General features: G+C 66.5%; 12 protein-coding genes. 8 read left to right on the top strand and 4 right to left on the bottom strand.

The window, feature by feature from the left end:
* Positions 1-23: 23 nt before the first annotated feature.
* Positions 24-470, bottom strand: a complete 447-nt coding sequence (locus tag OSB52_RS11565) for a metallopeptidase family protein (RefSeq protein ID WP_235722780.1) — start codon at positions 468-470, stop codon at positions 24-26.
* Positions 471-725: 255 nt separating this feature from the next.
* Here OSB52_RS11565 and OSB52_RS11560 point away from each other — a divergent pair, with 255 nt between their 5' ends.
* The 3 genes from OSB52_RS11560 to manA all read left to right on the top strand — a co-directional run bounded on the left by OSB52_RS11560 (position 726) and on the right by manA (position 3,702).
* Positions 726-1,211 carry a DUF3499 domain-containing protein gene (locus tag OSB52_RS11560; RefSeq protein ID WP_266061752.1) on the top strand — a complete coding sequence of 162 codons (486 nt, stop codon included), beginning with the start codon at positions 726-728 and terminating at the stop codon, positions 1,209-1,211.
* 120 nt (positions 1,212-1,331) lie between these two features.
* On the top strand, positions 1,332-2,441 hold the full coding sequence (locus OSB52_RS11555; protein WP_266061751.1) for a hypothetical protein: 1,110 nt from the start codon (positions 1,332-1,334) through the stop codon (positions 2,439-2,441).
* 4 nt (positions 2,442-2,445) lie between these two features.
* Positions 2,446-3,702: a mannose-6-phosphate isomerase, class I gene (manA, locus tag OSB52_RS11550; protein WP_266061821.1), complete on the top strand. Its 1,257-nt coding sequence runs from the start codon at positions 2,446-2,448 to the stop codon at positions 3,700-3,702.
* A gap of 18 nt (positions 3,703-3,720) precedes the next feature.
* On the opposite strand, the gene eccE is transcribed toward manA, so the two are convergent.
* Positions 3,721-5,424: a type VII secretion protein EccE gene (eccE, locus tag OSB52_RS11545; protein WP_266061748.1), complete on the bottom strand. Its 1,704-nt coding sequence runs from the start codon at positions 5,422-5,424 to the stop codon at positions 3,721-3,723.
* A gap of 214 nt (positions 5,425-5,638) precedes the next feature.
* Here eccE and eccB point away from each other — a divergent pair, with 214 nt between their 5' ends.
* Positions 5,639-7,132, top strand: a complete 1,494-nt coding sequence (gene eccB / locus OSB52_RS11540) for a type VII secretion protein EccB (RefSeq protein WP_235722476.1) — start codon at positions 5,639-5,641, stop codon at positions 7,130-7,132.
* Positions 7,133-7,230: 98 nt separating this feature from the next.
* Here eccB and hpxO read toward each other — a convergent pair whose 3' ends face one another.
* Both hpxO and OSB52_RS11530 read right to left on the bottom strand, forming a co-directional pair.
* Positions 7,231-8,391 (bottom strand): FAD-dependent urate hydroxylase HpxO, encoded by a 1,161-nt coding sequence (gene hpxO / locus OSB52_RS11535; RefSeq protein ID WP_235722782.1) that lies wholly within the window; start codon positions 8,389-8,391, stop codon positions 7,231-7,233.
* A gap of 129 nt (positions 8,392-8,520) precedes the next feature.
* Positions 8,521-9,162: a TetR/AcrR family transcriptional regulator gene (locus OSB52_RS11530; protein ID WP_235722478.1), complete on the bottom strand. Its 642-nt coding sequence runs from the start codon at positions 9,160-9,162 to the stop codon at positions 8,521-8,523.
* A gap of 108 nt (positions 9,163-9,270) precedes the next feature.
* Between OSB52_RS11530 and OSB52_RS11525 the strand changes: the two genes are divergently transcribed.
* The 4 genes from OSB52_RS11525 to nrdE all read left to right on the top strand — a co-directional run bounded on the left by OSB52_RS11525 (position 9,271) and on the right by nrdE (position 13,493).
* A complete protein-coding gene (locus tag OSB52_RS11525) occupies positions 9,271-9,840 on the top strand; it encodes an NAD(P)H-dependent oxidoreductase (RefSeq protein ID WP_266061744.1) in 570 nt (189 codons plus the stop codon).
* 555 nt (positions 9,841-10,395) lie between these two features.
* Positions 10,396-10,629 (top strand): redoxin NrdH, encoded by a 234-nt coding sequence (locus OSB52_RS11520; protein ID WP_235722481.1) that lies wholly within the window; start codon positions 10,396-10,398, stop codon positions 10,627-10,629.
* Positions 10,630-10,732: 103 nt separating this feature from the next.
* Positions 10,733-11,239, top strand: coding sequence for a class Ib ribonucleoside-diphosphate reductase assembly flavoprotein NrdI (nrdI, locus tag OSB52_RS11515; protein ID WP_266061743.1), 507 nt, complete (start codon positions 10,733-10,735; stop codon positions 11,237-11,239).
* Between the two features lie 58 nt (positions 11,240-11,297).
* Positions 11,298-13,493: a class 1b ribonucleoside-diphosphate reductase subunit alpha gene (gene nrdE / locus OSB52_RS11510; RefSeq protein ID WP_235722484.1), complete on the top strand. Its 2,196-nt coding sequence runs from the start codon at positions 11,298-11,300 to the stop codon at positions 13,491-13,493.
* The last annotated feature ends 137 nt before the right edge of the window (positions 13,494-13,630 follow it).

The raw sequence follows: 13,630 nt of genomic DNA, 5'->3' as shown, positions 1-13,630 counted from the left end.
GCTGTTCACCGTCACGGCGCCGATCACTCCGGCCCGCGGTCGACGGTGTCCTCATCGACGCCGAGGTGGGTCGCCACCTGCTGCACCAGGACTTCGTGGACGAGTTCCAGCAGATCGGCGCCACGCTTGGCGCGGATCTCCAGTGGTCGCCGAAACAATATGATCTGGGCCCGCGTGGGCTGACCGGTCACGTCGACGCCGGCCGGGATGAGTCGAGCCAGCGGTATGGCCCCGTCGGCGGTGACCTCGTCGGGCCACTGGATCGACTCAGGGTCGCGCGGGAGCATGCGGGGGATGTCGTCGACGGCGATGTCGAGCCCGATGAGCTGTTCGTGCCAGTGCGCATCGATCTCCGCGAACGCTTCGAGAGCGGTCACGTCGAACGAGTCGGATCGGCTGGCGAATGCCGGCACGGATTGGGGTAGCAGCGGCGAACGCAGACCGCGTCCACGGCGGTCGCGGACCCCGATTCGCCGACCGGATCGCCGTGTGGGTGCCCCGGACCGAGACTCCGCGGCCCGGCCGCGGGTTTGGTTCAGCCGACCCCGCGCGTCCTGCCCGCGGCCGCGCGGATCGTCGCCACGGCCACGCGAGGGGCGGGGAGCATCGAAGCGCATGTCGAGAGTGTAGGTATTTGTCACGTCGGTGTCTCGGGTGAGGTGTCTTTGGGCGTGCGCGCGTGTCGCCACCGGCGCGCAAGGCCCCGCGGGGATAACCTCGACTGCGTGAAGCTCCCCCGACAGTGCTGCAGGCCCGGCTGCGCCCGTTCCGCGGTGGCTACCCTGACCTTCGTCTACGCCGAGTCGACCGCGGTGATCGGACCGTTGGCCAGCAGCGCCGAGCCGCATTCGTGGGACCTGTGTGACGAACATGCCCGACGGATCACCGTGCCACGGGGCTGGGAGATGTTGCGCAGCGAGAGCGGCTTCTCCGCGCCGGTCGCCGAGGACTACGAGCTCACCGCGCTGGCCGAGGCGGTCCGTGAGGTCGGCGGCGCCGACCGTGTCGATGTGACACCGGGATTCCCCGATCTGTTCGATCCCCTCGACGACACGCGGCCGCCGGGCCGACATCGTCGCGGACGTCCCGGGGTGGCGTCATCGGAATCGTCACCGTCGGCCGATGAGCCCACACGTCGCTCGCCGCATTCCGCACGGCCACGACCGGGACGTCGAGGTCACCTACGGGTGCTGCCCGATCCCATCGACTGATCGGGGTGCGCGGCGGCGGCCGTACCGGTCATTCGCGTCGGCCTGCGTGTGGTCGCAACGTGGCGCTCGGGTCGTCGGCGAAGTGGTTGACGAGTCGGCTCCGTGGTTAATCTAGATGGCATGCGCACCGGTTCCCTCGACCTCGATGACGTCGAGGAGTTGATCGATGCCGACGTGGACGGACTGCTGCCGACGGTTGCCCTGGCCGGCGCCCAGGTGCGTGCGGTCGCGGAGGCGCAGCGTGAGGGAGTGTTGGAGCCCCTCAAGCAGTTGCGTCCGCGCAGCGTCGTGATCGTGTGCTCGCCCACCGGTGCCGCTGCGCCTGCGGCCGCCCTGGTGACCGCGGCCGTCGGCGCGCGCGTCGACGTGCCGATCGTGTGTGCCTCGGTGCTGCCGGGCTGGATCGGTCCGCTCGACGTGGTGGTGATCGCCGGTGACGACGCCGGCGATATGATGCTGGCCGACGCCGCAGCCCGATCGTTGCGCCGCCGCGCGGAGGTCGTGGTCGCCGCCCCGATCGAGGGTCCGTTGCGGGAAGCGCTGGGTGGCAACGGTATCGATCTGTCGCCGCGCGTCGGCGTGGACCCGCGTTTCCGGTTCCCGGGGTTTGTCGCGGCGCTGTTGGCCGTCGTGGTCTCGCTGTCGCAGGTGCGGTTCACCGGTCGCGCTCCCGGGCTGGCCGACCTCGCGGACGCCATCGACGCCGAGGCCGGAGCCAACCATCCGCGTCAGGAGAGTTTCCACAACCTTGCCAAGGCGATCGCGGGACGACTCGATGGCCGGTCGATCCTCTGGGTCGGCGACTCCGCGGCAACCGCGGTGGTGGCCGCGCAGGCGTCCCGGGCGCTGGTGGCTCTGGCGGGCGTGATCTCTGCGACCGCCGAGATCGGTGACGTCATGCGGCTGCATCGGGAGTTCTCGGCACGCACCGGATCGGCCCCCACCGATTCGATCTTCTACGACCCGGACTTCGACGGTCCGGCAGCGGAGGCGCCACCGCGGGTCATGGCGGTCACCACGCCGGCGCGCGACTGGTATCTGCGCAGGCGGCTCGACGGGATCGGCGATCTCGACGTGCTGACCGGCGAATCGGGCACCCCGACGCCACCGAGCCCGACGCAGATGCCCGATGAGGCGGCCGCCGACGCACCCGCAGACATCGAAGCGTTGCTCGTACTGGTGTTGCGGATCGAGATGGCCGCCGTCTATCTCCGGCTGATCAGGACCTGAGGTGATGAGAACCCTGGAAGGCGTGGTGCGGCCCTACGCGTGGGGGTCGCGGACCGCGATCGCGTCGATGCGAGGCAAGGCGGTGCCGTCCCCGCATCCGGAGGCCGAGTTGTGGTTCGGGGCTCATCCGGCCGGACCGGCGTCCTGTCTCGGCGCGGACGGTCAGATCGACGTCGACTTGCTGACGGCGATCCAAGCAGACCCACCCGGGATGCTGGGTCAACACACGATCGACCGATTCGACGGTAGGTTGCCGTTCCTGGTAAAGGTCCTCGCGGCCGAGGAACCGCTGTCGTTGCAGGCGCATCCGAGTGCCGACCAGGCGCGCGACGGCTTCGAGCGCGAGAACGCACAGGGCCTGCGACTCGATGCCTCAGATCGCAACTATCGCGACCCGTGGCACAAACCCGAACTCATCGTGGCGCTCACCGAGTTCGAGGCGTTGGCCGGTTTCCGCGATCCGGGTGCGACCGTGGACTTGCTGCGAGAACTGCAGGTCGCTGAACTCGATCCGTATCTCGGTATGTTGGCCGGGCAACCGGATTCCGAAGGTCTACGCGCCCTGTTCACCACATGGCTGACCCTGCCCGACGCGTCCATCACCACCCTGGTGCCCGCGGTGCTGGCCGCGGCGGTAGAACTCCTCAGCTCGGGACGGCCGAGGTTCGCCGCGGAGCTGCGCACCGTGCTGGAACTCGGCGAGGTCTACCCGCGAGACCCGGGAGTCCTGGCGTCCTTGCTGCTCAATCGGATTCATCTCGAGCCGGGGGACGGACTCTACCTGCCCGCGGGAAACCTGCACGCGTATCTGCGGGGGACCGGGGTGGAGATCATGGCGAACTCCGACAACGTGCTCCGCGGTGGATTGACACCCAAACACATCGACGTCCCCGAATTGCTGCGCGTGCTCGATTTCACACCCGCCGCCGTGGATGATCTCGTGCCTGCGGTACACACCGTCGGCGCCGAGCGCATCTATGTGACCGCCGCTCCCGAGTTCCGGTTGTCGCGGGTGGAGCTCGACGGCACCGGCCTGCTGTATGCCTCCTCGATCTGTTTCGACATGCCCGGTCCACAGATCCTGACCGTGCTGACCGGTTCGATCGAGGTCCGTCCGATGGGTGGCCGGCCCATCACGGTTCGGGCCGGGCAGGCGGTCTGGATCGCCGACTCCGAGCCCGATGTGGTGGTGCACGCATCGTCGTCGCGTGCGGTGTTCTTCCGGGCACTGGTCCCGGTGAGTGCGGGGCGCGAGCAGTAGCGCCGCGCCAGCGCTTCGCTACCGCCCCAGCATCTTCCATTCGTCGGGGGTCGCAACCATCGTGACGGCCACTCGCTCGTTGGCCGTGGTGACCGAGATGTCCTGGGGCGCCCGCGGGTTCTGCCGGAGGATGACCGCTGCGTCGGGGACTAGGTCGGTCACGCGTGGGTCGTCGGGTGCGAGAACCGTCAGATGCGTGGTGTGGGGTTCGGCCGGCGGCGGGGTGAGTCCGTCGTAGACCGCCACCCGGTGCCCGAGCGGGGCCTGGACCCGGTCGGAGCTCAATGCGAGTCGCCGCAGATCGCCGACCTGGGCGATCAGGTTGTGCCAGTGGGCCGGTCGCACGGAGTGCACGGTGACCGCAGCGCCGATCGCGATCGCCCGCAGGATCACCTGACCGACCACCTGTGGTCCAGCGCAGAGCGCCACCGCCCGGACGTCGGGACCGAGCAGCGGTACCGCGACGGCTCGCCCGCTGTGGTCGGCACCAACAAGTTGTCCACATCCGCCGGCCGGTATCCGCATCGACCGCAGCAACGCGAGGGCGTCGTCGCCGTGAGCGCACCGGAGGCGGCGATCGAGCCTGCCGGGTACGGCAATCGGCAGACTGGCTGCCAGAGCGTCGAATTGGTGTCCCTCCAGCACGGTCAGACCTGCCGGGAGCGGATCGGCCGTTCGGCCCGCCGTCGGCAACTCGGCGAATCGCACCATGCCGCTGACCTCGAGTGCGCGCTCGGCATCATGGCGCAGGCGCACCGTCGTGGTGGTCGACAACGCGGTGTTGACCCAGATCGTCGACATGACGGACGCGAGTAGGTCCGGGTCGATGAGCGCGCTACGAAACCGCAGTTCGCCTGCGGCGATGGAATCCCACTCCTCGCCCATGTCGTCGATCGGTGCGCCCTCGGACAACTGGGTGGTGACCGTGGTGATCTCGGCGGCGTTGAGGATCGAGACGCGCAGGCCGCTCTCCGAGAGCCGGTTGGCCACGCGGCGAGTGCTGATCGTCGCCGTGCGCAGGGCGCCGACGGCACCTCCGCCACGACGCGCCACCGCGTCGGCGCAATCGAGGGGGTTGAGGCGGAGCACGACCAGCACGGAGCGGTGCGCCGTCGCCGCCAGCGGGCCCAGGGTGCGGTGGTAGGTCTGCGCGATCGTGCCGCCGCCCCAGCTACGCACGCCGTGGCTGATCACCTCGATCGAATCCAGTCGGATGTCGAACGGGTTGATGCACTCGGCGAGCGCATCCAGTGGCACCACCTGGCCGGTCGGGTCGTTCACCGCGGCCCCGGCCGGGGTCAGATAGGTCACCGCAGGCGTTGCGGGCGACACCCGGAGCACGGTGATCAGTGTGTCGCCCACCCACCGGGCGCCGATGGTGTCGGTCACCGACGTCGGTGTCCTCAGGGGGGTGCGGCCGGTCTGTGGTCCGGCCGGAATGTCGAAGGACGCCGGAACGAGGTCGGCGGCGCCCCGCTGTGCCCGCGCCCAGCGGAAGCCGATGCGGTGCGACCAGGCAGCGACCATCGACCTGCGCCCACGCAGCGGGATCAGTGCGAGTGAGGCGAGTGCGGCGAGTATCAGCGCGATCGCACCCAGCGTGGACCCGCTGACGGCCCATCCGACGAGTCCGGCGGCGAGGACGGTCTCGATCAGCACCAGGGTGCCCAGCGGCAGGCCACGACGGTGCCGGTGTGCGCCCGCGGGATGATCGGTGTCCACGCGCGCCGCCGACCGTGTCGCCCCCGCGCTCGTCGCAGTCGGTGGCGGTGCGCCCCGCATCACCATGGAACCCCCCTCAGTTCTCCGGGTGACAGGCACGACACCCGCGGAAACGTATCGGCTACGCTACTACGCGGCGAATCGTCGGTGACCACGTGATACTCGGTGAGGCGAGGATGAGCCGTGTCTGCCACGCAGTCGGAATGGGGGAACGATGGCCCGGCAGCTGACCACCAGGGCGCAGGTGAACGGTTACCGTTTCCTGCTGCGCCGTCTGGAACATGCGCTGGTGCGGCGGGACGTGCGGATGCTGCACGACCCGATGCGCTCGCAGATACAAGCACTACTCGTCGGTACCGTACTGGGCCTGCTGGTCCTGGGTGGTTGCGGGGTGTGGGGGCTCATCCGGCCACAGGGCTCGGTGGGCGACGCGAAGATCGTCGTCAGCAAGGATGGCGGCGGCAACTACGTCGTCATCGATGACACCCTGCATCCGGTCCTCAATCTCGCGTCGGCTCGGTTGATCACCGGCAGCAGTGAGTCGCCTGCGTCGGTCAGCGACGGCAAACTCGCGTCATATCCGCGCGGACCCTTACTCGGTATCCCCGGCGCGCCCGGCGCGTTGCCGTCGTCGGGCCACCCCGGCGAGTCGTTCTGGACCGTCTGCGACACCGCGGCCGTCTACCCGAACGTCTCCGGAGAGTCGATCACTCTCACCGTCATCGGGGAGCGACCAGTGCTCGGCGGAGCGATCGACTCCGCGGACAGCGATGACGCGGTCATGGTGACCACCGGTGGCGAGACCTACCTCGTGTACACGGTGATGCGTGATGGCACGCCGCGCACGGTGCGGGCAGCCGTGGACACCGACAGCGTTCCGGTGATGCGTGCGTTGGGCCTCGAGGGGGTCGCGCCGCGTGAGATGAGTGCCGGACTACTGAACAGTTTCCCCGAGGTCGACCCGATCGAGGTGCCCGACATCAGCGGTGAAGGTCGGCCCGGGGGAATGCGCGACGACGACATCCGCGTGGGCTCGGTGGTGAAGTCCGTCGGCATCGACGATCAGACGAGCTACTACGTCGTGTTGCGGGACGGTGTGCAACAGATCACCGAGGCGACCGCAGAGATCCTGCGTCTCGCCGATCGCGACGGCACCGCTCCCGTCCAGACGGTGGCGCCGGGGGAGATCGCGGCCACGCCGACGTCCGCACGCCTACCTGTCGACGACTTCCCCGATCGCGCACCGAATCTGGTGGATGTCGACACCGGTGGCACGCTGTGTCGATCCTGGTCGCGCGGTGCGGATGATCCCGCGGCGACCACCGGGTTCCTGATCGGTCGGACGTTGCCCCTACCCGACGGTGCCGAGCCGGTATCCCTCACCTCGGCGGACGGTCCGGGCCCGGGCGTCGATCAGGTGTACCTCCGTCCGGGCACCGGTGAGTACCTCCAGGTCACCGGCGCCGAACCGGACAGCGAACGCGTCGAATCACGGTTCTTCGTCAGCGATTTCGGGATTCGCTTCGGGGTGGCCGATGCCGAAGCCGGGCAGATCCTGGGATTGGGTGAGCGTCCCATGCAGGCGCCATGGTCGGTGATCTCGCTGCTGGCCGCCGGTCCGTCCTTGTCCCGGACCGCCGCGCTGGTGTCCCACGACGGCATGGTGCCCGATCAGGACGGCCGGGCCATCGCCGACCCCGGCAACTGACCCACCGTCGGCAAACTGCCAACTGAACCTGCGCGTCGACTGGGCGCTGTTATCCGTTGACTGGGCGCTGTTTTCGGTCGACTGGGCGCGGCTGCCGTTCAGGACGTCAGTGGGCCGCCGACGATGTTGGAGACGATGCCGCGGATGATCCGGGTCCCGTCTTCGGAGCGCAGCTCGTCGTACCAAGCGGCAGTCGCCGCCGGATCCTTGGCGTGGGTCACGTCGCACCGCCGGCGCGCGCGCAGGACGAGATCGCCGGCCCGCTCGGTGCGCGACGACTCGTAGGCGGCCAGCGCTGCGTGGACATCGTCGCGGTGCTCTGTGAACGCGAACTGAAGTGCCACTGCGTCTTCCATCGCCGAACAGCCGCCCTGTCCGATGTCGGGAGTGGTGTTGTGGGCGGCGTCGCCGAGCACCGCGACCCGGCCCTTGACCCAGGTGTGAAACGGATCGAGGTCGAGGATCTCGACGCGATTGGTGGTCGCCGGGTCGAGCTTCTCGATAAGCCGCTGGACCCCGGGGGCCCAACGCGCGAAATTGTCCGCGAGGACCTCGCGCGCGGTACCGCGTTCGTAGGGTTCACCTTCTGGCATCGTCACATCGAAGAAGAAGTAGAAGCGATTGTCGGCGATGGGCATCACCGACACCCGCTTTCCGTCGCCCACGTAGGTGGTCCACTCGGTGGCCGGCCCGATGGCCTCATCCACCTCGACGAGACCGTTGAAATTGACATAGCCCGCATATCGGCGTTCCACCGGTCCGCCCAGGACATATTCGCGCGTCAGGGATTTGGCACCGTCGGCGCCGATGACGATGTCGCCCGTGGCGGTGGTGCCGTCGGCGAACTCGACCGTGGCCTGCGTGGGGCCGTCGGCGACACTGACCATCTTCTTGCCGAAGTTGATGTCCGCCATGCCGTACGCGGTCATCAGCATCATCTGCAGCTCGGCCCGGGCGACGGGGTACGGGCGCTGCCCGACCTCATCGATCAGTGGTTGCATGCTGAAGCGGCACATGGTTTCGCCGGTGAACCCGTCGACGTAGGACATGGAGTCGACGATGCCGCCGAGCGCCGCTGTCTGTTTCTCGAGTCCGAGGTGGTTGAGGCATTTGACGCCGTTGGACCAGACCGAGATCGCGGCGCCCACCGGCTTGTTCTCGGTCACCTGTTCATAGACCTCGACCTCGTGACCGATCTGCTTGAGCGCGATGGCAGCGCTGAGTCCGCCCATTCCGGCGCCGATGATGACAGCCTTCACCTCGTGGGGTCCCTTCTCTCCGGTATCGCCATCCGTGCGGGGCCGGGGCGACAGGTCAGTCAAGGCTATGACGGTTGCCGCACCACCGCAGAACGGCCGAGGTGACCGCGGGCTCCGTGAACGTGGGGGTCAGTCGCCGGTCACGCCGCGCGCCAGGGTGCGGACCATCTCTTCCCACTCGGCGGTGATGGTCTCTAGGTCGAGGCCGGCGACTTCGACGAGATGCTTGACCGCCGCCGCATTCAACGGAGACTGCACCGCGACCGAGATGACGTCGAGGCGATCGCCGAATCCCAACTGATGCAGCAAGATCTGGACATGGCGGTTGGACGCCGACCACACCGGGTGGTTCATGAAGTCGCCGCCGGCGCCGCCGGCCTCGAGCAGGATGTCCAGATGGCTCGAGGTGAGCTTGAGCCGGGCCCGGCCATAGGCGAGCAGGCGATCCAACGGGGGAGCGCCCGGCCCCAATGGTTGCGGCCCGGAGATGTAGGCGCGCTGGATCTCCGACTCTGAATGATCGAGTAGCGCGAACATCAGGCCCGTCCGGCTGCCGAAGCGCCGGAACACGGTGCCCTTGCCGACACCTGCTTCGCGGGCGACCGCGTCCATCGTCACGGCGGCGGCGCCGTGATTGTCGATGAGGTTCTGGGCCGCCGCGAGCAGCAAGCGGCGATTCCGCGCGGCATCGGCCCGTTCGGTGTCCGCCCGTTCGCCGACGCCGACGGACATGCTCAGAGGTATGAAACCGCCGTCGGGACCGTTCGACACAGTGACGAGGGTAACGGTTCGGGCGGATCGGGAATCGGTGGGATCGGCCTGCCGTTTGATACTTCGAATGGCTAACCATCGAGTGCGTGGATAACAGGAGGAGCGTCCATGAGCGAACGCAATGTGGAGATCGTGGCGCTGGTGGGCAGTCTGCGCCGCGAATCGATCAACCGAGGTCTCGCCCAACTCGCCGCCGACAAGGCTCCGGCCGGCATCACCGTGACCGTGGTCGATGGTCTGGGCCGGCTGGCGTTCTACAGCGAGGACGACGACCCCTCCATCGAGTCAGGTGCGACTCTGCCCGACGGCGTCACCGGGTTGCGTGAGGCGGTCGCTGCGGCCGACGCCGTGCTGCTGGTCACCCCGGAGTACAACGGCACCATGCCCGCGGTGTTGAAGAACGCCATCGACTGGCTCTCGCGCCCGTACGGTGCCGGTGCCCTGTCGGGCAAGCCGGTCGGCGTGATCGGCGCGGCATTGGGCCGGTTCGCGGGTACCTGGTCACGTGAAGACACCCGTAAGTCCGTGAAGATCGCTGGCGGCCACGTCGTCGAGGAGGTCGAGTTCGGGCTGCAGACCTCCTCGATGTCCGACGACGGACTCGCCGACGCGGAGCTCGTCACCGGGGTGGTGGACGCGGTTCGCCGTCTGGCCGATGAGGTGTCGGTGTCGGTCTGATCAACCGATGGTGACGATGCGCCGCCGCGAGCAAGGGCTCGCGGCGGCGTTGGTCGTTTGCGGGGTTGTGGAGTGCCGTGGGACACCTTGTGGACTGCCGGGGGACAACATGTGGACGACACGCCGGACACGCCCGACTTCACGATCTCGTATGCCTGCGACCTGCGACTTTCACGAATGTTATTCACAACCTCTAGTGGTGGTGCGAATTGTCAGCCACTAGGTGTAGTGTTTGGGAGACCGGCAGGGCGGATTACCAACACGAATGTGATTCTGCGGAAAGCGCCTCGAAGACGGTGATATAGGTCACCATCTTCACGTTGGGAAAGTGCGGCCACCGCACTGCGTTGAAGACAGATGTAGAGCGTGAATGCAGATGTCGAGCGCGAAGGTGGCGGGTTCGGTTTCCTCTGACAAGGGCCGAACGGTGACGGCCCGGATGGGTCGATGCCGGCGACATGGTGGACACCCGGGCAGCGGTGGACGCCACAGCACACACGACGACCAGACCAGCCTGATCCAACAGACGCATCGAACCGCACGAGGAGAACTTTGATGGCCATCACCGTCTACACCAAGCCCGCCTGCGTCCAGTGCAACGCCACCTACAAGGCCCTCGACAAGCAGGGCCTGGCTTACGAGGTGGTTGACATCAGCACCGACGATGAGGCGCGCGACTATGTGATGGCGCTCGGTTACCTGCAGGCCCCCGTGGTGGTCGTCGGCGACGAACACTGGTCGGGTTTCCGCCCGGACCGCATCAAGGCCCTCGCCGCATCGGCTGCCTGATCCCCCTCTGTCGGCCTGATGGGGAAGTCGGGTTCGATCATGGTGCGATCGGGGTAAGCGAGATCACGAGGTAGCACACGAGTCAGGAGTTTGGAGGTCGATCGTGACCCAGGCCTCGAATCCCGACGCTTCGGTCCGGGCGTCCCACCCGGCGCCACTGATCGTCTATTTTTCCTCGGTGTCGGAGAACACGCATCGATTCGTCGAGAAGCTCGGATTGCGCGCGCAGCGTATCCCGGTCCTCGGCGATCCTGCGGTGTTCACCGTCGATGAGCCGTTCGTGCTGGTGCTGCCCACCTATGGCGGTGGCAAGGCGACCGGCGACCGATCCGGGTACGTGCCCAAGCAGGTCATCAAGTTCCTCAACAACATCCACAACCGCTCGCTGATCCGCGCCGTCATCGCGGCCGGGAACACCAACTTCGGCGAGGAGTTCTGTCTCGCCGGCGACATCGTCTCGCGGAAGTGTCGGGTGCCCAATCTCTATCGGTTCGAGCTGATGGGCACTGTCGACGATGTCGAGCGGGTACGGGACGGGCTGGCCGATTTCGCGCTGAGCTCGGCGTTCACCCATCCGGACCGGGACGCGCTGAGCGTTTCGCGCGCCTGAACTGTCAGACCCCACGAGTACCGTTTCGCCCACAATCATCTAGCTGCAGGAGTCTTTCGTGTCGCCAACCGCCGCACCCGTCTCGGACACCGCCTCGGCCAGCAAGTCCGGAGTGCATCCCGGCCCGTCGGGGCACGAACCCGGCGAATTGGACTATCACGCGCTCAACGCGATGCTGAACCTGTACGACAGGGACGGCAACATCCAGTTCGACAAGGACCGCGAGGCGGCCAACCAGTACTTCCTGCAGCACGTCAACCAGAACACGGTCTTCTTCCATGACCTCGACGAGAAGCTCGACTACCTGCTCGAGGAGAACTATTACGAGCCCGAGGTCCTCGCGAAGTACGACCGCGAGTTCGTGAAACTCCTGTTCGGGCATGCGTTCTCGAAGAAGTTCCGATTCCCGACGTTCCTCGGCGCGTTCAAGTACTACACCAGCTACACACTGAAGACCTTCGACGGCAAGCGGTTCCTGGAACGCTTCGAGGACCGGGTGTGCATGGTCGCGCTGACGCTGGCCGACGGTGACACGGCGCTGGCCCGTCATCTCGTCGACGAGATCATCGAGGGGCGTTTCCAGCCGGCCACCCCGACCTTCCTCAACTCGGGTAAGAAGCAGCGTGGTGAGCCGGTGAGCTGCTTTTTGCTTCGCATCGAGGACAACATGGAATCCATTGGGAGGTCGATCAATTCGGCTCTCCAGCTCTCCAAGCGCGGCGGAGGAGTGGCGCTGCTGCTGTCCAACATCCGTGAGCACGGCGCGCCGATCAAGAAGATCGAGAACCAGAGCTCGGGCGTCATCCCGATCATGAAGCTGCTCGAGGACTCGTTCTCCTACGCCAACCAGCTCGGCGCGCGCCAGGGCGCCGGCGCGGTGTATCTGCACGCCCATCATCCCGACATCTACCGCTTCCTCGACACCAAGCGGGAGAACGCGGACGAGAAGATCCGTATCAAGACGTTGTCGCTCGGCGTGGTGATCCCCGACATCACCTTTCAGCTCGCCAAGGACAACGACGACATGTACCTGTTCAGCCCGTATGACGTCGAGCGCGTCTATGGAGTGCCGTTCGCCGACGTGAACGTGACCGACACGTACCACGAGATGGTCGAGGACAAGCGCATCCGCAAGACCAAGATCAAGGCCCGCGAGTTCTTCCAGACCCTCGCCGAGTTGCAGTTCGAGTCGGGCTACCCGTACATCATGTTCGAGGACACGGTGAACCGGGCCAACCCGATCGACGGCAAGATCACCCACTCCAACCTGTGCTCGGAGATCCTGCAGGTCTCCACCGCGTCAGAGTTCAACGACGATCTGTCCTACTCGCACATCGGTAAGGACATCTCGTGCAACCTCGGGTCGCTCAACATCGCCAAGGCGATGGACTCACCCGACTTCGGGCAGACCATCGAGACCGCGATCCGCGGTCTCACCGCGGTCAGCGATCAGACCTCGATCACCTCGGTGCCCTCGATCGAGAAGGGCAACAACGACTCCCACGCCATCGGCCTCGGTCAGATGAATCTACACGGCTACCTGGCCCGCGAACGGATCTTCTACGGCAGCGACGAAGGTGTCGACTTCACGAACATCTACTTCTACACGGTGCTGTTCCACGCGCTGCGGGCGTCGAACAAGATCGCGCGTGAACGTGGCCATGCCTTCGGCGGCTTCGAGAAGTCGAAGTACGCCAGCGGGGAGTTCTTCGACAAGTACACCGAGAAGGTGTGGGAGCCGGAGACCCAGAAGGTACGCGACCTGTTCGGCCAGGCCGGAATTCACATTCCCACCCAGGACGACTGGCGGGAGCTGAAGGCCGCCGTGCAGCGCGACGGTATCTACAACCAGAATCTGCAGGCCGTCCCGCCGACCGGATCGATCTCCTACATCAACCACTCGACCAGCTCGATCCACCCGGTGGCCGCGAAGATCGAGATCCGCAAGGAAGGCAAGATCGGCCGCGTCTATTACCCGGCGCCGTACATGACCAACGACAACCTGGAGTACTACCAGGATGCGTATGAGATCGGGTACGAGAAGGTCATCGACACCTACGCCGCGGCGACCCAGCACGTCGACCAGGGGCTGAGTCTCACCCTGTTCTTCAAGGACACCGCCACCACCCGCGACGTCAACAAGGCGCAGATCTACGCGTGGCGCAAGGGGATCAAGACGCTGTATTACATCCGTCTGCGTCAGCTCGCTCTCGAGGGGACTGAGGTGGAAAATTGCGTTTCCTGCATGTTGTGACAGCCTGACCAACTGTTCGTGGATGGTGTGACCATGACAATCGCGAAGTACGGTGTCATATACGGAGTCCGCTTGCGGCCAGAGTACGACTATCGCTATATCGGGCTTACAACCAAGACTGCGTCCAGACGCTTACA

Origin of the sequence: Gordonia aquimaris (assembly GCF_026262595.1) — a bacterium.
Taxonomy (GTDB): Bacteria; Actinomycetota; Actinomycetes; order Mycobacteriales; family Mycobacteriaceae; genus Gordonia; species Gordonia tangerina.
The sequence above is the reverse complement of the archived record's forward strand: the minus strand, read 5'-3'. Positions and strand labels throughout refer to the sequence as shown.